Below are 25,593 nucleotides of genomic sequence, written 5' to 3'. Positions count from 1 at the left end.
GCTATACAAAATGCAAATTACAGATGTTCGTGTACGTAAGGTGAGTAAGGAAGGGAAAATGAAAGCTGTAGTATCCATTACGATGGATAATGAATTTGTCGTACACGATATTAAAGTTATTGAAGGGGAAAAAGGTTTATTTATTGCAATGCCAAGCAGAAAAGCCGGAGACGGTGAATACCGCGACATTGCACATCCCATTAATTCAGAAACGAGGGATAAGATTCAAAAAATAATTCTTGAAAGCTATGAAGTAGCTGCCGAGGAATACGATGAGAAGATAGAAGCCTAAATAGAGGGGGTTTCTTTTCATCCATAGAAAGGGGGGTGCCGCAGGAGGAACATTCATATCAATGTCCCCTGCCGCAGCCCTTCTTCCTTTTATTGGATAGTACATCCTGCACTTGGAAAGTGATTGCATGAGATTAGCTGTATATTGTATAATATTAATAGCAACAGAAAGAATGTAATAGTAAATAAGAGTGAAAGATAAATCTTTCACTCCCCCTGATTTTGTACGCGTGCTAAAGCACGCAGATGGGAGCCAAATATAAAAATAAGAACGGCTTATCGTGGATAACCGGGAAAGGAGCCATCCTATGCGAAAAATTACTAAAACCTTATTGTGGATTGGAATTATTGCATTTGTGCTGTTTGGGGTTAATTTTCGTTATCATATCAGCAGTAATGTAAGTATGGGAGTTTTGAGTGAGAAACCGGATAATGAGGATTTTGTCCTGCAGGTAAGAGAAGCAATGCTAAATGGGGATGAGAAGAAAGTAGTTACCTATAAGGGTAACGTTAAAAGCATGGAATGGTTTACCGAAGATGTGATCGACCAGGTATATGCTATAGATGATAAAAGTACTTCCGATGATTACGATTACTTAAAGTACAAAGTAAACAGCATTTATGCCCATATAGTAGGAATTGGCAGCAAGCTTACAGTGACCTATGAGTTTAAATATAACGAGGATTATGAAGAAACCAAATTGGTGGATGAAACTGTCAAACACCTTTTTAAAAAGTGGCAGATAGATAACCTAAGTGACTTTGAAAAAATAAAGAAGATTCATGACTATATTATAAATAACGCTTCCTACGACACAAGTGCTAAAAACTATTCGGCTTATGATAATCTTATCGGAAAAAGTTCCACCTGTCAGGGGTATATGAGTATTGCCTATAAAATGTTTACAGAAGCTGGAATTCCCTGCCGTATAATAACCGGCACCGGTAATGATGACAGCCATGGATGGGACATCGTAAAGCTTAACGGGCTTTGGTATAATATTGATTGTACCTGGGATGATCCTTTAACCAGAAGTAAAAAGAATCTGTTACTCTATGAGTATTTCCTGAAATCCGACAAGGACTTCACAGGGCATATCAGAGATAAAGAGTTTAATACCCTTCAATTTTATGAAGCCTATAAGATGGCTCCTACTTCTTATGAATGGGAATAATTATAAGGAAACTTCTTACAAAATTGTTAAGATTATAAAGTTCCTGCCAATGTCACCGATAATAATAATAAAGACGAAAACGAGGTGGAAATATGAAGGTGGGAAAAACCATTATACCAAATAACAACAGGTCGACTGACAGAAAGTTGACAGAGCTTACACAGCAAAAGAGAGAGAAACAGGGACATAAGAAAGACAGTAAGACCATATTTGCTGGTGGTCTGAATGGGAATCAGGATCTCATCACAAATAAGAAGGCGCTGGGAAACAAGCAGGCTATCAAAACGATACTAAATACCTTTACAAATGAAATGAACGTAGATGATGGCATTAATAAGTTAAAAAATAAACAGGAAGAATTTTTGGGAAATATAAAGGATTACAAGGATAAAATTAAGTCTGTTCAAGGTATGAAGGCTGATATACAAAAAGCCTACAATATATCTGAAGATTCGGATGAACAAAAAGATACAGAACTTCTTATCAAAGCTCAAAATAGTTCAGGAGACTTAACCAAAGAAGAGATGGAGCGGCTTAAAAACATTGGACCGCTTACGGATTACCAGAAGGAAATACTTGAAGTTAACAAAATGGAAACCGACTGGACCAAAAGAATGGAGTCTGCTTCCATGGGTATAACGAGCATTGATCAAGCGATAACAGGAATTAGTTTGGAACGCTTAAAATCCAACCCAGTTCTGGAGGCTAAAAAACAAGCGGAAGCAATCCTTGAAAATACATCAAAGGAAGTAGCAGGCTTACTTCTCGATGAAGCAGTAGAAAATACGGATAAGAAAATAGAGGATAATGATAAGAACAGCGATTCTGAGAAAGATAATACGCAACCTAAGACAGAAGAAGAAAAACCAAAGGCAGAGGATAAATCAAAGGCAGATGATAAATCAAAGGCAGATGATAACTCAATAGAAGACCTTTCAACGAAACATGAAAAACTTCTAAGGGAGATTAAGAAACAAGCTCAAAAGGATAATCTGTCACTGGAAGACCTCAAAGGTCTGATTGTAGATGCTCAGTCTTAGTAAAAACGGTCTGTTCAAGTTATAATAGATATTATTAAGGACGCAAGTCATAATGATGGGGTGAAATTCTATGGATTTCACCCCGTATGCTTTTAAAGGTTTCATAAGTCTTATTCAAGATGGGGAAGAGAATGCATGAAGAAAAATGTATTGTATATAGCTATAATTTTCATATGTATCAGCTTAATCGGGTGTAATAAGTCAAACACTTCACATACAAAGAGTTTGGATAAGGATGAAGTCATATCCGCTACCTCTAAACCGGAAGAGGTTCCCAATACTAACACACAAGGGAAGGGATTAACTGGTAATGAAAATTTACCTACAGCAGATGTAATGATAGAAGAAGTCGATTATAGCGATTGCTTTGATGGAATAAAAGGATGTGCAGTATTTTGGGACAGTACAGATAAATTATATAGTGTGTATGATAAGGCATCCTGTGAAGAGAGATCATCTCCCTGTTCTTCCTTTAAAATCATCTCAACTTTAATGGGGCTAGACAGTGGAGTTATAGAATCAGCAGATTCTACAATGAATTATAATGGGACAGTTTATCCAAACGTAGAATGGAATAGTAATTTGAATTTAAAAGATGCTTTTCAAAAATCCTGCATCTGGTATTTTAGAAAAGTCATTGACAGTATAGGAAAAGCAGATGTCCAAAAGTATCTCAGCCATTTGGAATATGGCAATGCGGATATCAGTGAATGGAACGGCAGTGGTATAAATCAGTTGGCAGGGGAGAAACCTGCAAAGGATTTGAATGGATTTTGGCTGGAATCCTCCTTGCAGATATCACCTAGAGAACAAGTAGAAGTTCTGGGAAAAATCTTTGATGGAAAAAGCCAATTCTCTCAAAAGAATATTAACATTCTAAAAGAGATAATGCTGGTGCAAAAGAATAAGGAAGTTACGATATTTGGGAAAACCGGTACCGGTAAAAATACAAGTACAGGTAACAGTGATAATGCATGGTTTGTTGGGATGTTTGAGACCAAAGATCAAAGATATTATTTTGCAGTACGCCTTAAGGATGAAAGCCGAAAAGATATAAATGGGTTAAAGGCAAAAGAAATAGCACTTGCTATAATTAATAAGTATTATCTGGATAAGAAAAAAATATATAAAAAAGATTATTCGATTAAAATACCCAGAAGCTGGAGCCTAAAGAATGTTAATGATTATGAAACCGACTGCTATATGAAAGAGAAAAAGATTGCAGTGATAACAGAATTAAAAGACTGCAAATATTCTTCAACCACATCTTCCATCATTACGAACCTGTTAGGCATGCATGCAGCCATTGTAGGGAATACAGTAGAAATTCAACGACAGGGTTATAAACTTACCAAAGTAAATATAACCTATGAACAATCTGCAGCTGAGAAAATAAAGAAAGAAAGCAGTCCATCTGATGAGCTGCATTATTTTTACACAAATAACAAAAATATAATTATAGACTTTGTTGTTTATGATACTGAACTTATAAATAACACGGACGAAATTGCTGAGTCACTTATAATTAATTACTAAAAAATCTTTCGTCATTCACCATCAATACCCCATTTGACCAGCCATTAATTAGATTCTTCCCTTGCCATTACCCACACCTTCGTATATAATAAATTCATATATACAATAATAGTAATAACGGCTGTAAACTTTTGATTAAGCAAACAGCCTCCTTTATATCAGGGCGGATCGCAAGATGCGTTCTATTGTTGTATGCGGAAAAATATGAATATAAGAAGTTGATGCGGGGTAGTTTAACCGCTTATACCGGAAAGGGTTTAAATTGAAATGTACATTATAGTAGGACTTGGAAATCCAACCAGAGAGTATCAGGCAACACGCCACAATATTGGATTTGACGCCATAACAAGAATTTCTGATGAATATAGAATACCGCTGGATTTCAAAAAACATAAAGCACTATGCGGAAAAGGTATGATAGCTGGGGAGAAGGTGGTGCTGGCGCAGCCTCAGACCTATATGAACCTTAGCGGAGAGAGCGTAAGGGAGTTAAAAGATTTTTATAAGGTGGAACCAGAAAATATTATTATTATTTATGATGACATCAGCTTAGAGCCCGGTAAGCTGCGTTTGCGTACCAAAGGAAGTGCCGGAGGGCATAATGGGATTAAGAGCATCATTGCACACCTTGGAACAGAGAATTTCCCAAGAATCCGGATAGGTGTCGGTGATAAACCGTCCGGCTGGGACTTGGCGGATTATGTACTGTCCAGGTTTCCGAGTGATGAGCAGCCTATCATCAGAGAAGCTCTAGGGAAGACTTCCGAGGCAGTAAGGGCCATTCTGACAGAGGGAATGGAAGCGGCTATGAATCTATATAACAGAAAATAAGGAGGCACTTTCTTGAAAACCTTTATTAACCCATTGAGGGAACTGAAAGAATTTAACGAAATAAAGGATAGTATAAAACTGAAAAATACCCCCATTCAGATAACCGGGTGTATTGATTCACAGAAATGCCACCTCATCTATGGTCTGGGAGAGGAGTACTCCCAAAAACTGATTGTTACCTATAATGATTTAAAGGCAAAAGAAATTTGCGAAGATTATAAGCTCTATGATAAAAATGTTTATTTCTATCCTTCGAAGGATATTATTTTCTATAGTGCAGATATTCATGGTAATGCCATTGTCAGAGAAAGACTTAAGATATTAAAGAGATTATTGAACAAGGAACCGATTACCGTAGTAACCACCGTAGACGGCGGAATGGATAGAATACTTCCTTTGGAGTTCTTAAGAAAAAATATCATCACCCTAAAGGAAGGAGAGCCCTGCGATTTATCAAAGCTGCAGGCGGCTTTAGTTCACCTTGGCTATGAGAGAGAAGCACAGGTGGAAGGCACAGGCCAATTTGCTGTAAGAGGAGGAATTCTTGATATCTTTCCCCCTGCGGAGGAATGCCCTTACCGTATCGAGTTCTGGGGGGATGAAATTGATTCCATCCGCTCCTTTGACGTGGATAGCCAGCGTTCTATTGAACGTCATGAGGAGCTTTCAGTATTTCCTGCAGCAGAGATTATCTTAAGTGATTCAAGGCTGGCAGCAGGACTTAAAAAACTGGAGGAAGAGAAGAAATCCCATGTTAAGAAATTAAGAGATCAGAGAAAGACAGAAGAAGCCTTTCGCATTCAGAATATTATAGATGAGTTTAAAGAGAACATAGAGAGCTTTCAGGGGTCTGTGGGGCTTGACAGCTATATTCGCTATTTCTATGAGGAAACCGTATCCTTTTTTGAGTATTTTACCAGGGAAAATTCTTTGGTATTCTTGGATGAGGCCGTAAGAATTCAAGAGAGAGGCGAGGCTGTTGAAACCGAGTTTCGGGAAGGTATGATAGGAAGAATTGAAAAAGGTTATATTCTTCCCGGTCAGAGCGATGCCGTATATAGCTACAAAGAGCTATTAGCAGGCTTAAATCAAAAGAATCTTCTGCTACTTAGCACCATGGATATGAGGATTCCTTCCTTTACGGTTAAGAGAAAATGGGATATGACGGTTCGTTCTGTCAATCCCTATAATAACAATTTTGACATTCTGGTGCAGGATTTGCTGAAATGGAAGAAGAGCGGATATAAGGTCTTGCTGCTTTCGCCCTCCAGAACCAGGGCAAAACGTCTGTCTGAGGACTTAAGAGAGCATGAACTGAATGCCTTTTACAGTGAAGACATGGACAGGGTCATTCAAAAAGGTGAGATTATGGTAGCAGGGGGGAACCTTCACAAAGGATTTGAATACCCCCTTATTAACCTTGTTGTTATTTCTGAAAGCGATATCTTTGGTGCCGAGAAGAAGAAAAAGAAAAAGGTCAGAGAGTATGACGGAAATAAGATTCAAAGCTTTGCGGACCTTAATATTGGTGATTATGTAGTCCATGAAAATCACGGCCTTGGAATATACAGAGGTATCGAGAAAATAGAAGTTGACAAGGTGATAAAAGATTATATTAAGATTGAGTACGGCGGAGGCGGTGTTCTCTATATTCTTGCCACAGGTCTTGACGTTATCCAAAAATATGCCGGTGCGGATGCGGGAAAACACAAGCTGAATAAGTTGAATTCCGTGGAATGGAAGAATACCAAGACGAAGGTAAAGAGTGCCGTAAAAGAGATTGCCAAGGAACTGGTTGAGTTATATGCCAAGCGGCAGCAGAAGGAGGGATATGCCTTTAATACAGATACCGTATGGCAGAATGAATTTGAAGAAATGTTCCCCTATGAAGAAACGGATGATCAGTTAAGAGCTATTGAAGAGACCAAGAGGGACATGGAAAGCAATAAGATAATGGATAGGCTTGTTTGCGGAGATGTAGGCTATGGTAAAACAGAAATCGCCATAAGAGCTGCCTTTAAAGCAGTTGCGGATGGGAAACAGGTGGTGGTTTTAGTTCCTACAACCATATTAGCCCAGCAGCACTATAATACCTTTGTCCAGAGAATGATGGACTTCCCTGTAAGTATAGATATGCTCTCCCGCTTTAAGACTCCTGCCCAGCAGAAATCTGTCATAGAAAGAGTGAAAAAAGGAAGCCTTGATATACTTATCGGAACCCATAGAGTTCTATCAAAGGATATTCAGTTTAAAAACTTAGGTCTTTTAATAGTAGACGAGGAGCAGCGCTTTGGTGTTACTCATAAAGAGAAAATTAAGCAGATAAAGGGAGATGTGGATGTCCTTACACTGACTGCCACTCCTATTCCAAGAACTCTCCATATGAGCCTGATCGGTATCCGTGATATGAGTGTCCTGACAGAACCTCCGGTAGACAGAATGCCCATTCAGACCTTTGTCTTAGAGCATAATGAGGAAATAATCAGAGAAGCTATCCACCGAGAGCTGGCAAGGGACGGACAGGTTTACTATGTGTATAACCGTGTTAACGGCATTGATGAAGTAGCTGCCAAGATTGCCAATCTGGTGCCGGAAGCCAATGTATCCTTTGCCCATGGACAGATGAGTGAAAGAGAATTAGAGCGTATTATGTTCAGCTTTATCAATGGAGAAATAGACGTATTGGTATCTACTACAATTATTGAAACCGGCCTTGATATCTCCAATGTAAATACTATGATTATTGATGATGCAGACCGGCTTGGACTATCCCAGCTCTATCAGTTAAGAGGAAGGGTAGGCAGAAGCAACCGTACCTCCTATGCATTTTTAATGTACCGAAGGGATAAGATGCTAAAGGAAATTGCGGAGAAAAGGCTTCAAGCTATTAAGGAATTCACTGAGCTTGGCTCCGGCTTTAAGATAGCAATGAGAGACTTAGAAATCAGAGGCGCAGGTAATCTTTTAGGAGCCCAGCAGAGCGGTCACATGGAAGCAGTAGGTTATGATCTATACTGTAAGATGCTCAATGATGCCATAAAATCCATGAAAGGTGAGATTTCAGAGGAGGAGACTTTTGAAACAGCCGTAGACATGGATGTAGATGCTTATATCCCTGCTACCTATATTAAAAATGAATTTCAGAAACTGGATGTATATAAGAGAATTGCAGATATTAATACGGAAGAGGATTTCCTTGATATGCAGGAAGAGCTGGTAGACCGCTTTGGCGACATGCCTTCCAGTGTAAATAATCTTTTAAATATCGCCCACATCAGGTCCATCGCCCACAGTGTTTATGTAACTTCACTGGTTTATAAAGGGGAGGAAATCAAGTTTGTAATGTTTCCTAAGGCAAAGCTGGCAGTAGAAAGGATACCGGAACTAGTTAAGAGGAATGAACCTTTCTTCAAGCTGATACCTGAAACGAATCCATATTTTCTCTATTCCATTAAGAAACCACAGGGTAAGGGAAAGCTGGATGCATTAAGTGTATTTGAACTGATAAAGAAGATTTTAGAGGACTTGAAGCTGTTGCTTGAAACCGAATAATCGCGTATAATGAAGAGGTGCTATAAGGCCCATGATTGTTGTGGCAAAGGTCAGCTAACAGCTGCTGATAAATGAAGATACTATGTTGATGTGTTTGAAAGAATGGAGTTTTCATGAAGAAATTATTAAAAAGGTGTGGATGTTTATTAATAGCTTCCGCCCTGTTATTAAATCTTACCGGGTGTAAGGATAAAACAGAGGGACAAAAGTCAGCCGTGACGCCGACACCGTCCGTACAGGGAGCGAAAGATTACAGTGATGAGGATACGAAAGCAAATAGGGGAGACCTGGTAGTAACCATAGGAAATAATAAAGTATATTTCAATGAAGCTATGCTCTACATTCAGTTCATGAAGGCTCAATATGAATCCTACTTCGGAGATCAGATTTGGAGTTATAATCTTGGCGACAATACAACTTTTGAAGATAAAGCGAAGGAAGAGGTCTTAAATTTAATAACCCAGACAAAGATAATTCTGGACAAATCAAGTGGTTATAATGTAGCTCTTTCAGAGGAAGAAGAAGCAGCTGTTCAAGAAAAGGCAGCCAATTATTTTGACGGCATTACAGAGGAAGATAAGGAAAAGTACGGATTTACAGAAGACCTTGTCCGCAAGTTCTACAGAGAGAATGCCATTTATCAGAAGGTCTATGATGCTGTTACCATGGATGTGGATACGGATGTCTCTGATGAGGAAGCCAAACAGATTACCGTTGACCAGATACTTATAAAAACTACGGTCCAAAAGAATGGTGTGGACGAGCCGATGACAGAGGCAGAGAAAAAGACCGCTTATAACCGTGCTGCAGCGCTTCTTAAGGATGCAAAAAAGACTTTGGACTTTAAAAAGTTTGCCGAGGCAAACACAGAGGATACCGGTGTGGAATACACCTTTGGAAAAGGTGATATGGTAAAGGAATTTGAAAATGCCGCCTTTGACCTTAAAACCGGAGAGTTAAGTGCAGTTGTTGAGAGTAAATACGGCTATCATATCATTTACTGTGTCAATGACTTTGATAAAGATGCTACCCTTGAAAAGAAAGAAAAGATTATAGAAGACCGTCAGAATGAGCTCTTTAAGAAACTCTATGACCAGTGGTCGAACAATTATAAGGTAGAAGTAAAAGAGAAGGCATGGACGAAACTGATCCTTCGAAATGAAGAGTCAGATACCCAAGATGCTACCGTATCCCCTACGGTATCCAATGAACCTACAGCTACACCTTAGAAAGCAAACTCTGGTACTTTGATATTTTAACCAATAGATAAGCAAGAAGTATTCCAAGGACAATACCACCCAATACATCGGAAGGGTAATGAACGAAGAGATATATTCTTGAGAAACCGATAAGGGCAGCGACAGTATAAAAAAAGATACCGCTGCTCTTTTGTCTGTAATAAAGAATGGTTGCAGCTGTAAAGGAAGACATAGTGTGCCCTGATGGAAAAGAATAGGAAATAGGAGGGTTAATCAGGGGTTTATAGCCTGTAAACTCCATAAAAGGCCGCTCTCTTGCGATAAAAGGTTTTAGTATTCCGTCGCATAACAACGCTTCCAGAAAAAGTGCAAGGCATAGCAGGATGCCCCATCTGCGGTCCTTTCTTGTCAGAAGCAGAACGATAGCAAGAGTAAGCCAAAGTTGAGATGAATTCCCAAGTGTAGTAAAGAACACCATAAGTTTATCCAGAAATGGTGAATGCATCGTATGTGCAATAAATAGAAGAATGAAATTGTCTATATACTTAAGAGCTGATATCATACGCACCTCATATGGAACTGCCATCCTAACTATATGATAGCAGAAGTGAAATCATGCTGCAATTTCAAAATTGCTTTAGATAGTTTGCAGTTGTATGATTACCTAGAAAGCAGGATTTATGAGATTAAGAAATATAAAGTTAATATTAGCCTATGATGGAAACAGGTATGCAGGCTGGCAGAGACTAAAGGGAGAAAAAGGGAAAAGGTCGGTTCAGTCTGTGTTAGAGGAATCCCTTTCCCTGGTACTACAGGAAGATATTCGGATAACAGGCTCCGGAAGGACAGATAAAGGAGTTCATGCAATGGGGCAAGCTGCGAATTTTAAGTGTCATACAGAGCTTGCAACGCCCCAGCTTCAAGCACTGACCAATAAAGTACTGCCGGAAGATATCAGGATCTTGGATGCAAAAGAAGTCCCAATGGCTTTTCACAGCAGAAAAAGTGCAATAACAAAGACCTACGAATATCATGTCGAAATTGGGAAAATACCTTCTGTTTTTCATAGAGGGTATGTTTATGCAATTGAGAAAGAACTTGATATGAAGGCCATGAAAGAGGCAGCAGGGCTGCTTTTGGGAACACATGATTTCAGGGCCTTTTCTTCTGAAAAAAGAGAAGATTATAACACGATCAGAAGAATTGACAGTATTCTGGTTGAGCCTTTTATCTTATCAGAATACATTTGCTCAAAACAGGTAAGAATATCCGTCACAGGCAATGGATTTCTTTACAATATGGTGCGAATCATAGTCGGGACGCTGTTAGAGATAGGATTACAGGAGCGAAAGGCAGAAGATATTATCCATATTTTTGAGAGCGGAAAAAGGGAAAATGCCGGGGTAACACTTCCTCCGGAAGGGTTGTATTTAAAAGAAGTAACATTTCCTGTCGAAATCAATTTTAAGATAAAATAATCCAACAATGTATAATTTATTCCTTTTGACAAACAATAATAACCATAAGTACCACATTATGAATAGCATGCAAAATGGAGGATTAAACAATGAAAGCAACAGGAATCGTTAGAAGAATAGATGATTTGGGACGTGTTGTCGTGCCAAAGGAAATTCGCCGTACTTTAAGGATCAGAGAAGGAGATCCTCTTGAGATTTTCACAGACAGAGAAGGCGAAATTATTCTTAAAAAATATTCTCCCATCGGAGAGTTGGGCCAATTTGCCAAGCAGTATGCAGATTCCCTGGCCCAGACCACAGGGCATGTTATTGCCATATCCGATAAAGACCAGTTCGTAGCTGCATCCGGCAGTATGAAGAGAGAATTGCTTGCAAAAGCCATAACCCCTGAACTGGAGCGTGTTATTGAGGAAAGAGAAAATATATTGGCCTCAAAAGAAGATAAGAATTTTATACACATTGTTGCTGATGATGACACCGAGTATACTAGTCAGGTAATTTGGCCAATTATCAGTGAAGGGGATGCCATTGGGGCAGTAATCGTGCTTACAAAGGATCCGAAAGTAAAATTTGGAGATGTAGAAAATAAGCTTGCAAGTACCGCAGCTTACTTTTTGGGAAGGCAAATGGAACAATAATGGATGGGGCACTGCATTATACTCAGAACAACTACGGTTGTGAACAGGTAAACATGCAGGGCCCTTTTTGCTATCTTCCTACGCAATAATGATAAAACCCCTTCTCTTACAAAACTTGCGAGTTGTTAGGACTGGCCATAGAAAACTAATCATGCACGGAAGCGGTACTGGATGGTGATATTACTGCTTCTTTAGTATTTTAATGAAATCATTCGTTAGAGCCTTTCCTTTTGATTTACCCAGATAACCTATACGATATGGGATATCGTCGATTATTATCTTATCAGTTCCAGTCAGATCAATTGAATGGTCACTGGTTTTTATACTTATATAATCTCTTCCGCCTATAGTTGTATTATTTTTAGTGAAAGTACTTAATGATATATGATAGTAATATTTCTCAAACAATTTACAAAAGTCTTTGTATTCATCAGAGCTACTTGAAAAGTCATATGTGTAAATTTTCTGATGGGGCCCATTTCTGATGTCTCTTGTTCCTTCAATGTGAATTACCTGTAGTGGCATACTATTTTTATCAGAGATCAGCGGTTTTAGCGAGATTGGTCTAAGAAGGTACAATATGATTAATAGTATAATTAATAAGCTGATCCTAAAAAATAACGTTCTCTTTTTCATAAATTTACCCTCCCAGCCAATAGCTTTGTATTTTTTTCATAAGTTTTACCCTGATTCAACATTTTTTTAAAAGGCTTATGAGTTATAATATTAGAGAATTTACAGCATTCAACTGTATATGATTAAATATAAAGAAAATATAGTTATAAAAAGTATAACATATAAAAATTTATATGACTAGTAAAATAGTTGTATCGTTATTTTGTATAGAAACCGGCATTTAATTTTAATTTACAGATTTTTATGGTAAAGGTATAATAAAAATAACAATTTGACTAATACTTACAAAAAGGTGATAAAATTATGGATAAGAAGTATACCTTCGATGAATTTATGGATATTATTAGATACCTGCGCAGTGAGAACGGCTGCCCCTGGGACAGGAAGCAGACCCATGAAAGTCTGGACAAGTATATGTTGGAAGAAGCCTATGAAAGTGTTGAGGCTATTCGTAACGGTGATAAGGAAAATCTTTGTGAAGAGCTGGGAGATGTCCTTTTACAGATCGCTCTCCATGCCGTCATTGCAGAGGAGGAAAAGGAATTTACAATAGAGGATATTATCTCAGAAGAAAGTCTTAAGATGATAAGACGGCATCCCCACGTATTTAACGAAAAGGAAGACATTGATGCCGACCAGGTGGTTCAGAACTGGGATGAGATAAAAAAACAGGAAAAGGAACAAAAAAGTACAGCAGATACCCTAAATAGTATTCCGTTGGCACTGCCGGCCCTTATGAGAGCCGAAAAGGCAATTAAGAGAGCTGCAGTTGTAACAGATACGGCGAAAACAACCTCCGAAACAACAAAAACGATAGATTGGGAAAAGGAGAAGGAAGAGGAGGTTCGAGAGGCTTTTAACAGCCTTACAAACAGCCTTTTTGACATAAAAAATAAGTGGGAAGAGAAGGATGAGAGAGGATTGGAGGAGAATTTTGAAAATATGCTGTTCCAAATAGTAAATATGTCCGTATTTTTGCAGTTAAATGCAGAAAATTCCTTGACAAATGCCACTAATAAGTTTATAAATAGATTTGTAGATATCGAAGGACTTACAGAGAAAAAACCACAAGTTTAGCCGATATACCAATGCCTGAAAAAGACATTGAGGAACATGAAAATAATCCTAATGGTTATTTTACAAATATCAATTACTTTTAGAGGAGGAGTTAAATCCATGAACAAAGCTGAATTAGTTGCAGCAATTGCAGAAAAAACCGAATTATCCAAGAAAGATTCAGAGAAAGCATTAAAGGCTTTTATTGATGTAGTTACAGAAGAACTTACAAAAGGTGAGAAGGTACAGTTAGTTGGCTTCGGAACTTTTGAAGTTTCTGAAAGACCTGAAAGAACCGGAAGAAACCCTCAGACCAAAGAGGCTATAACAATTGCAGCATCTAAAGCTCCCAAGTTCAAAGCCGGAAAAGCTTTAAAAGATGTAATCAACGCATAGGAAGAGCTAACCAAAGAAGCTGTTGTTAAGAATCGTGTTCACCTTGAAGGTAATAAAATGCCAGTAAGCGGAGAAACAGATTTTTAAAAACAGCTTCTTTTTTTGACTTCTGACTTCTAAAGGTGTGGAAATATATTTGTTTTTACATGTAATTGTACCGGCAGCAAAAGCTACTGGTATCAGAAAGGATATGAAAGGTCTTATGAGATTAGATAAATTCTTAAAAGTATCAAGACTAATAAAGCGCAGAACCATTGCAAATGAAGCCTGTGATGCAGGACGTGTCTTAATTAACGGAAAAACAGCGAAGGCTTCTGCTTCTGTTAAAGAAGGCGATATCATAGAAATCGGCTTTGGCAGTAAGGCAGTAAAGGTAAAGGTGCTGGATGTACAGGAAACAGTGAGAAAAGATGATGCCAAGGAACTCTACGAATACATCGTATAGTATTATGATTATAAAAAACAATTTTCAAGTGCTGATTTCTGCAATGAAAGCTTGTATATTTTAGGCATGAAATGAATGGTTTTCTAATATACTTAAGAGAAGTAAGTATATTAGGAGGCCTTTTTTTATGGAAGAAAAGCAGGTAATTCAAAAGTCACATAAAGTTAGTTTAAATGCCAGAAGCCAGGCCATGATAACCGGCGTAAAGGATGTATTAAGCTTTGATGCAGGTGAAGTGCTCTTAGAGACAGAGCAGGGAATCTTAATGATAAGAGGGAATGAACTCCATGTGAATCGCCTTACCCTTGAAAAAGGAGAGGTGGACGTTGATGGAAAGATAGACAGTCTTACATATTCTGATTCCAACGGATACGGTAAATCCAGTGAATCTCTTATCAGCAGGTTATTTAAATAGGCAATCATTTATAAACGGGTTTGCAATATGCACGGGTGTAAGGAGAAATTGAATGAATAAGGAGATTTGGACAGAGCTGACGTTTTTTTCAAACTGTGTGCTCTGGGGGATGTATCTGCTGATATTTTATGATGTGCTCCGTATTATCAGAAGAGTCTTTCCCAGAGGAGCAATCTTGGTGGGGATAGAAGATATAATTTACTGGACAATCTCAGGTCTTCTGATATTTCGCATGATGTATCAGCAAAACAATGGCATTATCAGGGGCTTCGCCATTCTTGGCATGTTTCTTGGCATGCTGATATACCATAACTTAGTAAGTCAGCCCCTGGTCGAACTGATTTCAGGGTTCTTAAATAAGATAAAGGGAGCTATTCTCTATGTAATTCACCTGATATTAAAGCCATTTGTATTTCTGGGGCGGGGAACCGGTCACGGATTGGCTAAAGTATTCAAACTATTTAAAAAAATTTTAATAAATATACAAAAATTCTTGAAAAAGAGTAGAAAATCTAGTAAAATAAGTGCATCTGATAAGGAAAAAGGTGGTTAATTTGAAGGGGTATAGAAGGCGCAGAAGAAAAAGGCGGACAGGCCTGATTCTTACAGCATGTATGGTGTTATCCATATGCGGAATCGTTACATACAAGCAGCAGGAGCTTAACCTGGTAGAGGCAAAAGCCGATCAGAAAATCGAGCAGCTGAATACTCAGATTAAGGACGAGAATAAGAGAGCAGAAGATATTGAAGAAAAGAAGGCCTATGTTCAAACCAAGAAATACATTGAAGAAATGGCAAGGGAGAAGTTTGGACTGGTTTATAAGGATGAGATTATTTTCAAATCAGAAGAATAGCAGGCTTGACAAATAATCTGAAAGAAGCTATAATTGTCTTCGTTGCTTTTGGCGAAGTAGCTCAGTTGGCTAGAGCATGCGGTTCATACCCGCAGTGTCGGCGGTTCAAATCCGTCCTTCGCTATTGTTTTAAGACCTAAACCATTTGGTTTAGGTCTTTTTTTGTCTACGGTTAAAAGCTTGATATTAATTGAATTGAATGCTTGAAATGCTATTAGTTATATTAACTGCTTTTTGGGCAGGCTTATGCCTAATATTAATTTCCTAAATAAACTGAACTCTCTCTAATCGATTCTTTTATGCAATTGCAGAAGATTCTGTCATAAACTTTTTGAAGAAGCAGACTAAGGTTTGACAAAGATTTCAGTTGCATAACTCTATAATACAGGACTAAACGGATGAATTGGACAGGCAGAAGAGCCATGGCTGTCTGTATATATCCTGTAAGATTAAAGGGAGGAAGCAGCAGAATGAAAGAACAGAATATAAGGAGGATATTCACCGGCTTGCTTGGTGTGGTAGTAGCAAGGGCGGTGTTCATGGGGATAAATCCTTTTGCAATAGGTTATCTGGCAGTATTGTTTATGGAACCCAAAGGACGGATACTGGCAATGGTAATGGTGGCCCTTGGAGTAATAACTTCCATGGGCACAGAAGGAATGATAAAATACCTGATTGCAATTATCGTATTCTCCATCATAGTATCTATGATAGAATACCGCAGCAAAAAGATAACGATCTGGTCCATGAGCGGACTGGCAGCAGGAGTTACAATTGTACTAACCTGCTTTTACAGTACGTTGAGTGATAATTTTTTGAACAATGTAGTTATGGGTCTGGCAGAAGGGATAATCGTCTTTGTGTCGGCATTGGTATTTCATAAAGGGCTGGAGCCGGTTTTTCACACCAGAATGAAAGGGGAGGCCTTATCCAATGAAGAGATAATAGGACTTGCAACCATCGGCGGAGTTATTATCTATGGGATACCGGATATGAATGCTCTTGGCTTTTCCCTGCCGCTTACCTGTGCGATGTTTTGTGTCCTACTTATAGGCTTTCGCTATGGTGCCGGCTTTGGTGCCGTAATAGGAGCCGCCTGCGGAATTATTATGGCTCTGCGTACAGGGGAGCTGAATCAACTGGGGCTTATGTGCATGCTTGGCATCATCAGCGGAAGCTTTCGGGAAATGGGAAGAATTGTGGATTTCCTGGCGTATTCAGGAGGCTTTTTAATCTTAGGGGAACTTTATAAAAACAGCAGGTTTAACCTGGAGGGTTTTGGGGTGCTTATTTCCTGTGCTGTGCTTTTTTTTCTGCTCCCTAAAAACTTGGTATATGGAAAAAGCATGAAAGACACTGAACGGGAGGAGGATGTATATATCCATCAGAACCTGCAGAATATTGCAAGGGGAAAGCTACGGGATTTCTCTGAATCTTTTCATAACCTCTCTTCCACCTTCCATACCTTTTCCGAGCAAAAAGAAGAACTTGATAAGCTGGATAAACGTGTGCTCTTTGACCAGTTGTCGGAGAAACTTTGTAAGGACTGCGAGAATTGCAGCTATTGCTGGGAAGGACATTTTTATGAGACCTATGAAGGTGCCTACCGTATAATGGAACAGGTGAATGAGAACGGAACCATATCTTTAAATGAAATACCCGGTGAATTTGCCTCCCGGTGTATTTGTCTGAATAATTTTTTGGAAGAAGCAAAAAGAAGCATAGAATTGGCAAGAATAAATATGAGCTGGAGTAATAAACTGGCCCAAAGCAGAGCTGCCATTGCTGAGCAGCTGGGAGAAGTAGCGAATATCATTGATGATTTTTCTATGGATTTGTATAAGCCTTCCGATGACGAGGAGAAGAGCAAAAAAATAGCCACGGAATTAAGACGTAATCATATCCATGTGAAAAAAGTTGCTATCTTTGAGAAAAGGGACGGAAAAATTGAAATCTATCTTACTGCCAAGACGGATAAGGGCCGCTGCGTTACTTCCAAAGAAGCGGCAGGCATCATTGGAAAAGCTTACGGTAAGCAAATGCGGCCTTTTGACGGCTGTAAGAAGGTGATTGCAAAAGAAATGGAAACCTTTACTTTTGTGGAGGATACGGACTATACGGTATATACAGGCTTTGCCAGAATGAATAAGGAGAAGAATCCGGTATCGGGTGATAATTACTCCTTCTTAAATCCTGATACCGGTACCTTTATCATGAGCCTTGCAGATGGTATGGGAGCAGGACAGGGCGCTTATGAAGAAAGTGAGTCGGTGATTGAATTACTGGAGCAATTTATGGAGGCGGGATTTCGAAAGGAATCTGCCATTAAGCTCATTAATTCCATTATGGTGCTAAGAGACAAAGAGGAAGGTTTTTCTACCATTGACCTATCTATCCTAAACCTTTATACCGGCTACTGTGATTTTATAAAGATGGGGGCAGCGGCTACCTTTCTAAAAAAAGCAAATGAAGTGGAGGTTATTTATTCTACTTCGCTGCCGGCGGGAATCGTTCCAAAGGCAGATTATGAAATTGTAACGAGAAAGCTCTATAGCGGAGAATTCTTAGTGATGGCTACCGACGGAGTGGTGGACTGTATACCGGGTGAGAAAAAAGAGGAATTTATTGCAGAATTTCTGAACGATCTTAAGACCAATAATCCAAAGGAAATAGCGAATTCTATCTTAAATATGGCCCTGGAACAAAACGGATGGGAACCGATGGATGATATGACAGTCTTGGTGGCGGGCTTTTGGAGCAAGGCTTGATATTTCCCATTGTTCGAGGTAAAATGATAAAAAACTCTGGAGTCATAGATGATTAATAAAGTAAAACAATATATAGAGAACTACAAAATGCTTGAAAAGGGAGACCAAATTATTGTCGGTGTTTCCGGCGGAGCGGATTCGGTCTGCCTTTTTCATGTGCTTTTAGAGCTGCGCAAAGAGTATGAACTTACACTTCATGTAATCCATATTAACCATGGAATACGGGGTGAAGAAGCAAAAAGGGACGAGGAGTTCGTTCGTGAGCTTTGCAAAAAAGAAGAGGTATCTTTTCAGGTGGTGCACAAAGACATTCCCTTATTGGCAAAAGAAGGAAGGATGTCCGTTGAGGAAGCCGGAAGAAAAGCTAGATATGAGGTTTTTAATCAGTACTTTCTAGCATATAAGTGTAATAAAATTGCAATTGCACATAATAAAAATGATACGGCAGAAACGATTCTTTTTCATATGTTCCGGGGCAGCGGGTTATCCGGATTGACAGGCATCAGTCCTGTAAGGGACAGAATCATAAGACCTCTGCTGTGCCTTGAGCGGAAGGAAATCGAGAGTTATCTGTTTGAGAGGGGTATTTCCTACCTTGATGACTCCACGAATTTTACCCTGGATTATACCCGTAATAAAATACGCTTAAAAGTCCTGAAAGAAGCAGAAGGTATAAATAGTAAGGCAGTATCCCATATTGCCATGGCCGGTGAAACCTTCAGAGAGCTTCAGGAATATGTTGAAAAGTCAGTTATCAAAGCCGCCGAGAGGATTCTAGTAAAAGGAACAGAGAACGAGATATTGCTTCAAATCGAAGAGCTTAGTAAAGAGGATGTCGTGATCCAAAAAGAGATTGTCAGAAAAGCTTTTTTCATGCTCAGTGAAAGTTTAAAGGATATAGATGCGTATCATATAACCTCTGTGCTGCAGCTAATAAAGAAACAGCCAGGCAGACGGATAGATCTTCCCTACGGAATCACAGCAATGAGAGAATATAACCATATAGAGCTTAGAACCAAAGGAAAAGACCTGTCAAAGGACCTGGAACCTAGAGAACTTCTGATTCCCGGAGTCACACCTCTTTTTGAAGAGGGAAAAAGTATAAAAGCTTCGTTACTAAATTATAAAAAAAATATGATAATTCCTCAAAGCATCTGTACGAAATGGTTTGACTATGATAAAATTAAGGATACTGTGTTAATCCGCTGCCGAAAACAGGGGGATTACCTATGCATAGACAAAGGGGGCACCAAGAAATTAAAGGCCCTTTTGATAGATGAAAAGATTCCAAGACAAAAAAGAGATATCCTGCCTTTATTAGCAGATGGTTCCCATATTATGTGGGTAATCGGAAACCGCATAAGCGAAGCTTATAAGGTGGATGAGAATACCAGGAGGATACTTCAGATAACAATAACGGAGGAAGAAGAAAATGAATGAGAAAATCAATGTACTAATATCAGAGGAAGAGGTTAATAAAAAAATAAAAAGCCTTGGAGAACAGATAAGTAAGGACTATGAAGGAAAAGAACTGCATCTTATCTGCGTATTAAAGGGAGGTGTCTTTGCAACCTGTGAACTGGCAAAGCATATCAGTGTTCCTCTTTCCATCGACTTTATGTCAGTATCCAGCTATGGAGATGGTTTTGTAAGTTCTGGAAGAGTTAAGATAATCAAAGATTTGGATGATTCCATAGAGGATAAAGATGTACTTATTGTGGAAGATATCATTGATTCCGGTAATACATTAAAGTACCTTGTGGACCTTTTAAACACCAGAAAGCCGAATAGTGTTAAGATCTGCACCCTTTTGGATAAACCGGACAGAAGAACTACCGATGTAGCAGTAGATTATGTGGGCTTCCAAATACCCGATAAATTCGTGGTAGGCTATGGTCTGGATTACATGCAAAAATACCGCAATCTTCCCTATATCGGCGTAATCGAATAATAGAAAGGAGGGGTGTTGAGTGAAAAGACAACTTAAAGGATATGGGGCCTATCTCATAATCCTTGGTATTATTCTGGTCTTATCGCTTGTTCATCAAAATATAAAGAGCAACCCTAGCAGCAATTATGAGTACAGTAACTTTTTAGAGGATATTGCAAACAACAACGTTACAGAGGTCAAGATATATCAGAACCAGCAGACTCCGACAGGAAATGCGGTAGCTACCTTAAAAGACAAGAGCACAGAGAAATTTAATGTGGCAGATGTCGGTCAGCTGCAGCAGATACTGAATGATAAGATTGTGAAGGATGGGGGAAAAGACCTGTCTTATCACTTGTATAATGTCAGTAAACCCAGCTGGATTTTAACCCTTCTCCCTTATGTTCTGGGCTTTATTGTGATAATACTTTTATTCTCCTACCTGACCAACCAGGCGGCGGGAGGCAGCGGCGGCGGAAGCAAGGTTATGAACTTCGGAAAAAGCCGGGCTAAGATGACTACCGATGAGAATAAGAAAACCACCTTTAAGAATGTAGCAGGACTGGAAGAAGAAAAAGAGGAACTGCAGGAAATCGTGGATTTCTTAAAGACTCCTAAAAAGTATACCCAGGTTGGAGCAAGGATTCCTAAGGGAGTTCTCCTGGAAGGCCCTCCCGGAACCGGTAAGACACTTCTTGCCAAGGCAGTAGCCGGTGAGGCAGGCGTACCTTTCTTTAGCATATCCGGTTCAGACTTTGTTGAGATGTTTGTAGGTGTTGGTGCTTCCAGAGTAAGAGATTTGTTTGAGGATGCTAAGAAGCATTCGCCCTGTATTGTATTTATTGATGAAATTGATGCCGTAGCCAGAAGAAGAGGAACCGGTATGGGCGGCGGACATGATGAAAGAGAACAGACCTTAAACCAGTTATTAGTTGAGATGGATGGCTTTGGTGCCAATGAAGGAATTATTGTAATGGCAGCCACCAATCGTGTAGATATACTTGATCCTGCTATCTTAAGACCCGGACGTTTCGACCGTAAGGTTATGGTAGGAAGACCTGATGTTAAGGGAAGAGAAGAGATTCTGCAGGTACATTCCAAAGGAAAACCTTTGGGTGAGGATGTTGACTTAAAACAAATTGCCCAGACCACAGCAGGTTTTACCGGAGCAGACTTAGAGAATCTTCTGAATGAAGCAGCCATCAGTGCTGCCAAGGATAACCGTTCCTATATCATCCATGAAGATATTAATAAATCCTTTATCAAAGTTGGTATCGGTACGGAGAAAAAGAGCAGAGTCATTTCTGAAAAAGAAAAGAAAATCACCGCTTACCATGAAGCCGGTCACGCTATTTTATTCCATGTGCTTCCCGATGTGGGTCCTGTCTATACCGTATCCATTATTCCAACAGGAAACGGCGCTGCCGGTTATACCATGCCCTTACCGGAGAAAGATGAGATGTTTCATACAAAAGGCGGTATGAAACAGGATATTATCGTAGGTCTTGGCGGCAGAGCAGCAGAAGATTTAATTTTTGATGATATTACTACCGGAGCTTCTCAAGATATTAAAGTGGCAACCAAAACCGCCAGAGCCATGATTACCAAGTATGGTTTCTCTTCTTCGGTAGGTATGGTTAACTATGACAATGATGATGATGAAGTCTTTATCGGCAGAGATCTGGCACACACCAGAAGCTACAGCGAGAATGTTGCCAGAATTATTGATGATGAAGTAAAAGGCATGATTGATAATTGTTATTCTGAAGCAAAAAGGCTTCTTACAGAGTATATGGATGTTCTTCATAACTGCGCAAAACTCTTGATTGAAAAAGAGCGTATTAACAGGGAAGAATTTGAAGCATTATTCCTGCACAGAAGTGAAGGCCCAGAGAACAGTGAAAAATCCCCTTTATTGGAAGGATAATAGCTGCTCACAAAAAATGAAATGAAAAAAGCAGGTTTTTATATAATTTATTATGGGGAAATAAGCAAAAAGTAAATAACAAGAAAAAAACGAACAAAAAATATTTTAAATAAATTTGATGTTTGTGCACACTTTTGGAATATATGATGTTATACTAATACACGTAAACCCCAATACATTATATAGTTTTTGCTACACCCCATAAGTAACAAAATACCTTCTCCAGAAAAAGGACAGCACTCGGAAAGCTGTCCTTTTTCTTGCCCAAAAATAATATAAGTTGCTATTTTAAGCAAATTGCTATAAGATGTTTTAACAGAACATATGTGTAATTCTCGCAATTAATCAGGCAAGTAATCCATTTGATTAATTAGAATACGATGTACCAGACATATATAAAGGAAAGGTTTGACCAGAAATATGATAAATAGAAGTGCTCTCTATAGTGACGGAACGAAGGACTACAGAATCCCTGTGGAACCAAAGGAATTTGAGAGGGTAAAACTTCGCCTGCGGACAGGAAAAGAAAAAGTAACGATAAGACTTTGCATTATAACTGTTAAAGGTGAAACAGAAACAATTTCAATGGTTCAGGAGAAAAGTGATAACTATTTTAATTATTATGAAGCCAGTCTGGAATTGAAGGATGAGCCGATTCGATATTATTTTGAGGTAAATGACGAGGATAGTACCTGTTATTATAATAAGGCAGGAAGCGTTGACAGACTTCAGGATAAGTTTTATTTTAATATTACTCCCGGATTTACAACGCCGGAATGGGCCAAGGGAGCTGTATTTTATCAGATCTATGTGGACCGCTTTTATAATGGTGACACCTCCAATGATGTGGAAAACAGAGAATATTTCTATGTCGGGGATTATGTAAAGAAAGTAGAGGATTGGTATCAGTATCCATCCGCCGTTGGAATACGCGAGTTTTACGGCGGCGATCTGGCAGGAGTGATTCAAAAGCTTGATTATCTTCAGAATCTAGGAATTGAAGTGCTCTATTTGAATCCTATTTTTGTGTCCCCTTCCAACCATAAATATGATACACAGGATTATGATTATGTGGACCCTCATTTTGGCGTAATTGAGGAAGATTGTAACCATAGTATGCCTGATGGGATATATGACAATCGAGAGGCTTACCGTTATAAAAAAAGGGTGGCAAGTAAAGTAAATTTAGATAAAAGCAACGAACTCTTAAAAACCCTGACAGCCCTGGCACATGAAAGAGGCATGAAAGTAATATTAGACGGTGTGTTTAATCACTGCGGCTCCTTTCATAAATGGCTTGACAGAGAAGGAATCTATAAAGGGGAAGAGGGTTTTGATACTGGTGCTTACTGGCAGGAAGACAGTGTTTACCGGGATTATTTTAACTTCAAAGAGCAGACATGGCCGGAGAATAAGAATTATGATGGTTGGTGGGGATATGAAACCCTTCCGAAATTAAACTATGAAGGTTCTAAGAAATTATATGAGGAGATTCTAAAAATTGCAGCCAAATGGGTATCACCTCCCTTTAACTGTGACGGCTGGAGACTGGATGTGGCGGCAGATTTGGGTCTTTCCAGAGAATTCAACCATAGTTTTTGGAGAGATTTCCGAAAGACTGTAAAAGAAGCTAATCCGGAGGCGATTATCCTGGCCGAACATTATGGAGATTCCAGAGAATGGCTCTTAGGTGACCAATGGGATACTGTTATGAATTATGATGCTTTCATGGAACCCCTGACCTGGTTTTTGACAGGGATGGAAAAGCACAGCGATTCTTTCGAGGAGTCTTTGTATAACTCCGGCACAGCTTTTGAGGGATTAATGAAGAACGCTATGGCGAACTTTCAGACCTCCTCTCTTTTTACGGCAATGAATGAGCTATCCAATCATGACCACTCTAGATTCCTGACAAGAACGAATAGAATTGTTGGAAGAACCGCAACCCTAGGTCCTAAGGCAGCGGAAGCAGGTATTGATAAAGGAGTTTTCAGAGAAGCAGTAACTGTTCAGATGACCTGGCCCGGTGCGCCGACACTTTATTATGGGGATGAAGCAGGGCTATGCGGCTTTACAGACCCTGATAACCGCAGAAGCTATCCCTGGGGCAGGGAAGATGTGGATTTGATAAAGTTTCATAAGGATATTATCCAGATTCATAAATCCTATGAGGCACTTAAGACCGGTTCCCATCTTATGCTGCATTCAGGATATGGCTCTTTGTGCTATGGCAGATTTGACAGTCAGGATAAATTTATTATAGCCCTTAATAATACGGAAGAGCCAATTGATATAAGTATAGAAGCCTGGAGAATTGGTATTAAGGATACGGACACTCTTTCAAGACTGATAATAACATCCAGAGAAGGTCACTTGCTGGAGTCTGTCATGTATTATACCAATGGCGGAATCTTGCAATTGCAGCTGCCTCCTATATCCTCCGTTATTATAAAGAACTTTGTAGAGGCTCTGAACGTCGATAATAAAAGATAGCAATTATTTGAATTTTTTCAAAAGTTTGTACAAAAACCTCTTGAAATGAAGATATGACTGTGGTATAATCTAACCTTGTCAGAAAGTTTTAGATGCCGGCGTGGCGGAACTGGCAGACGCACAGGACTTAAAATCCTGCGGGCCTAATCGCCCGTACCGGTTCGATTCCGGTCGCCGGCATGACTTCAAAAAATTTGAAGATAAGCTTAGACTCCATATTATTTGCGGGTGTAGTTCAATGGTAGAACACTAGCCTTCCAAGCTAGATACGTGGGTTCGATTCCCATCACCCGCTTTTTTGATGCCCATTTTTCCCTTGAAATGGGCATTTTTGCTGTGGGAAGTGATGGAATGACATGAAATTTGGTTTTCTAAAAAAATATCAGAGTATACTAATTCTTAACTAAAAAAAATTAAAAGAATGGATAGTTGGAAACCAAAGGAAGTAGAACAACTATGTATTCTTGAAAGGATAGTATGCTCAAAATATATAATAACAGTTTAAAATATATACTTTTTTTCTTTATTGGCGGCTTTACCTATTGCGGAATTGAAACTCTTTTTCGCGGATATTCCCATATCTCCATGCTGATAGCCGGTGGTGTATGTTTTCTTCTTATTGACTATATAAATCAAAGATACAAATATGAAATTCCCTTGGCAGGGAGAATGTTTCTTTCTTCCTTAATCATCACGGCAGTGGAATTTTTAGCGGGTTTAATCGTAAATCTGTGGATGCATTTAAATGTTTGGGATTACTCGGCACTTCCCTTAAATGCCTGGGGGCAGATCTGCCCGCTCTTTAGTCTGATATGGTTTGTATTATCAGCACCTGCAATCTGGGTGGACAATTATTTGCAGAATAAAATAAGCAGTACCAAAATGACAGAATAAGACATATTTTCTTTTTATGGTACATGTGTTAGAATAAGC

General features: G+C 39.0%; 23 protein-coding genes and 3 tRNA genes. 24 read left to right on the top strand and 2 right to left on the bottom strand.

All coding sequences use genetic code 11. From position 1 onward, the window contains the following. The first annotated feature begins 10 nt into the window (after window positions 1–10). The 7 genes from spoVG to bsdcttw_RS23685 all read left to right on the top strand — a co-directional run bounded on the left by spoVG (window position 11) and on the right by bsdcttw_RS23685 (window position 9,654). Window positions 11–292 (top strand): septation regulator SpoVG, encoded by a 282-nt coding sequence (gene spoVG, locus bsdcttw_RS23715; protein ID WP_033164022.1) that lies wholly within the window; start codon window positions 11–13, stop codon window positions 290–292. A 307-nt stretch (window positions 293–599) separates the two neighbouring features. Further along, a complete protein-coding gene (locus bsdcttw_RS23710; protein ID WP_185257223.1) occupies window positions 600–1,466 on the top strand; it encodes a transglutaminase domain-containing protein in 867 nt (288 codons plus the stop codon). 92 nt (window positions 1,467–1,558) lie between these two features. Next, window positions 1,559–2,506, top strand: coding sequence for a hypothetical protein (locus bsdcttw_RS23705; RefSeq protein ID WP_185257222.1), 948 nt, complete (start codon window positions 1,559–1,561; stop codon window positions 2,504–2,506). Between the two features lie 135 nt (window positions 2,507–2,641). After that, window positions 2,642–4,042 carry a class D beta-lactamase gene (locus bsdcttw_RS23700; protein WP_185257221.1) on the top strand — a complete coding sequence of 467 codons (1,401 nt, stop codon included), beginning with the start codon at window positions 2,642–2,644 and terminating at the stop codon, window positions 4,040–4,042. A 267-nt stretch (window positions 4,043–4,309) separates the two neighbouring features. After that, a complete protein-coding gene (pth, locus tag bsdcttw_RS23695; protein WP_185257220.1) occupies window positions 4,310–4,873 on the top strand; it encodes an aminoacyl-tRNA hydrolase in 564 nt (187 codons plus the stop codon). Window positions 4,874–4,885: 12 nt separating this feature from the next. Next, a complete protein-coding gene (gene mfd, locus bsdcttw_RS23690; RefSeq protein WP_185257219.1) occupies window positions 4,886–8,425 on the top strand; it encodes a transcription-repair coupling factor in 3,540 nt (1,179 codons plus the stop codon). Between the two features lie 113 nt (window positions 8,426–8,538). Further along, entirely contained in the window at window positions 8,539–9,654 is a 1,116-nt protein-coding gene (locus bsdcttw_RS23685) for a peptidylprolyl isomerase (protein ID WP_185257218.1), read from the top strand. On the opposite strand, the gene bsdcttw_RS23680 is transcribed toward bsdcttw_RS23685, so the two are convergent. After that, the gene (locus tag bsdcttw_RS23680) at window positions 9,644–10,186 is read right to left on the bottom strand and encodes a phosphatase PAP2 family protein (protein WP_207726461.1); all 543 of its coding nucleotides are present in this window, start codon (window positions 10,184–10,186) and stop codon (window positions 9,644–9,646) included. The two genes, bsdcttw_RS23685 and bsdcttw_RS23680, sit on opposite strands and share 11 nt — an antisense overlap. Window positions 10,187–10,304: 118 nt before the next feature. Here bsdcttw_RS23680 and truA point away from each other — a divergent pair, with 118 nt between their 5' ends. Beyond that, the gene (gene truA, locus bsdcttw_RS23675) at window positions 10,305–11,102 is read left to right on the top strand and encodes a tRNA pseudouridine(38-40) synthase TruA (protein WP_185257216.1); all 798 of its coding nucleotides are present in this window, start codon (window positions 10,305–10,307) and stop codon (window positions 11,100–11,102) included. An 89-nt stretch (window positions 11,103–11,191) separates the two neighbouring features. Then, window positions 11,192–11,740 carry a stage V sporulation protein T gene (gene spoVT, locus bsdcttw_RS23670; RefSeq protein ID WP_185257215.1) on the top strand — a complete coding sequence of 183 codons (549 nt, stop codon included), beginning with the start codon at window positions 11,192–11,194 and terminating at the stop codon, window positions 11,738–11,740. Window positions 11,741–11,920: 180 nt separating this feature from the next. On the opposite strand, the gene bsdcttw_RS23665 is transcribed toward spoVT, so the two are convergent. Beyond that, window positions 11,921–12,376 carry a hypothetical protein gene (locus bsdcttw_RS23665; RefSeq protein WP_185257214.1) on the bottom strand — a complete coding sequence of 152 codons (456 nt, stop codon included), beginning with the start codon at window positions 12,374–12,376 and terminating at the stop codon, window positions 11,921–11,923. Window positions 12,377–12,679: 303 nt separating this feature from the next. Between bsdcttw_RS23665 and mazG the strand changes: the two genes are divergently transcribed. The 15 genes from mazG (at window position 12,680) to bsdcttw_RS23590 (ending at window position 25,554) form a co-directional block, all read left to right on the top strand. Continuing rightward, on the top strand, window positions 12,680–13,453 hold the full coding sequence (mazG, locus tag bsdcttw_RS23660; protein ID WP_185257213.1) for a nucleoside triphosphate pyrophosphohydrolase: 774 nt from the start codon (window positions 12,680–12,682) through the stop codon (window positions 13,451–13,453). Window positions 13,454–13,552: 99 nt separating this feature from the next. Then, window positions 13,553–13,828 carry an HU family DNA-binding protein gene (locus tag bsdcttw_RS23655; protein ID WP_033164013.1) on the top strand — a complete coding sequence of 92 codons (276 nt, stop codon included), beginning with the start codon at window positions 13,553–13,555 and terminating at the stop codon, window positions 13,826–13,828. Between the two features lie 202 nt (window positions 13,829–14,030). After that, window positions 14,031–14,273 carry an RNA-binding S4 domain-containing protein gene (locus bsdcttw_RS23650; RefSeq protein ID WP_185259942.1) on the top strand — a complete coding sequence of 81 codons (243 nt, stop codon included), beginning with the start codon at window positions 14,031–14,033 and terminating at the stop codon, window positions 14,271–14,273. A 127-nt stretch (window positions 14,274–14,400) separates the two neighbouring features. Continuing rightward, entirely contained in the window at window positions 14,401–14,688 is a 288-nt protein-coding gene (yabP, locus tag bsdcttw_RS23645; RefSeq protein WP_185257212.1) for a sporulation protein YabP, read from the top strand. A 52-nt stretch (window positions 14,689–14,740) separates the two neighbouring features. Continuing rightward, a complete protein-coding gene (yabQ, locus tag bsdcttw_RS23640; protein WP_185257211.1) occupies window positions 14,741–15,241 on the top strand; it encodes a spore cortex biosynthesis protein YabQ in 501 nt (166 codons plus the stop codon). 1 nt (window position 15,242) lies between these two features. Beyond that, window positions 15,243–15,542, top strand: a complete 300-nt coding sequence (locus tag bsdcttw_RS23635) for an FtsB family cell division protein (RefSeq protein WP_225903740.1) — start codon at window positions 15,243–15,245, stop codon at window positions 15,540–15,542. A 50-nt stretch (window positions 15,543–15,592) separates the two neighbouring features. Then, a tRNA-Met gene (locus bsdcttw_RS23630) sits at window positions 15,593–15,666 on the top strand. A 346-nt stretch (window positions 15,667–16,012) separates the two neighbouring features. After that, window positions 16,013–18,310: a stage II sporulation protein E gene (gene spoIIE, locus bsdcttw_RS23625; RefSeq protein WP_185257210.1), complete on the top strand. Its 2,298-nt coding sequence runs from the start codon at window positions 16,013–16,015 to the stop codon at window positions 18,308–18,310. Between the two features lie 48 nt (window positions 18,311–18,358). Continuing rightward, entirely contained in the window at window positions 18,359–19,750 is a 1,392-nt protein-coding gene (gene tilS, locus bsdcttw_RS23620; RefSeq protein WP_185257209.1) for a tRNA lysidine(34) synthetase TilS, read from the top strand. Beyond that, a complete protein-coding gene (gene hpt / locus bsdcttw_RS23615) occupies window positions 19,743–20,261 on the top strand; it encodes a hypoxanthine phosphoribosyltransferase (protein ID WP_185257208.1) in 519 nt (172 codons plus the stop codon). The genes tilS and hpt overlap by 8 nt, the downstream gene beginning before the upstream one ends. Window positions 20,262–20,280: 19 nt before the next feature. Further along, a complete protein-coding gene (gene ftsH, locus bsdcttw_RS23610; protein ID WP_185257207.1) occupies window positions 20,281–22,167 on the top strand; it encodes an ATP-dependent zinc metalloprotease FtsH in 1,887 nt (628 codons plus the stop codon). 420 nt (window positions 22,168–22,587) lie between these two features. Beyond that, the gene (locus tag bsdcttw_RS23605) at window positions 22,588–24,660 is read left to right on the top strand and encodes a glycoside hydrolase family 13 protein (RefSeq protein ID WP_185257206.1); all 2,073 of its coding nucleotides are present in this window, start codon (window positions 22,588–22,590) and stop codon (window positions 24,658–24,660) included. 94 nt (window positions 24,661–24,754) lie between these two features. After that, a tRNA-Leu gene (locus bsdcttw_RS23600) sits at window positions 24,755–24,840 on the top strand. Window positions 24,841–24,884: 44 nt separating this feature from the next. Next, a tRNA-Gly gene (locus tag bsdcttw_RS23595) sits at window positions 24,885–24,955 on the top strand. A 182-nt stretch (window positions 24,956–25,137) separates the two neighbouring features. After that, on the top strand, window positions 25,138–25,554 hold the full coding sequence (locus bsdcttw_RS23590) for a putative ABC transporter permease (RefSeq protein WP_185257205.1): 417 nt from the start codon (window positions 25,138–25,140) through the stop codon (window positions 25,552–25,554). Window positions 25,555–25,593 lie beyond the last annotated feature (39 nt).

The organism is Anaerocolumna chitinilytica (genome assembly GCF_014218355.1).
Classification (GTDB): Bacteria; Bacillota; Clostridia; order Lachnospirales; family Lachnospiraceae; genus Anaerocolumna; species Anaerocolumna chitinilytica.
The sequence above is the reverse complement of the archived record's forward strand: the minus strand, read 5'-3'. Positions and strand labels throughout refer to the sequence as shown.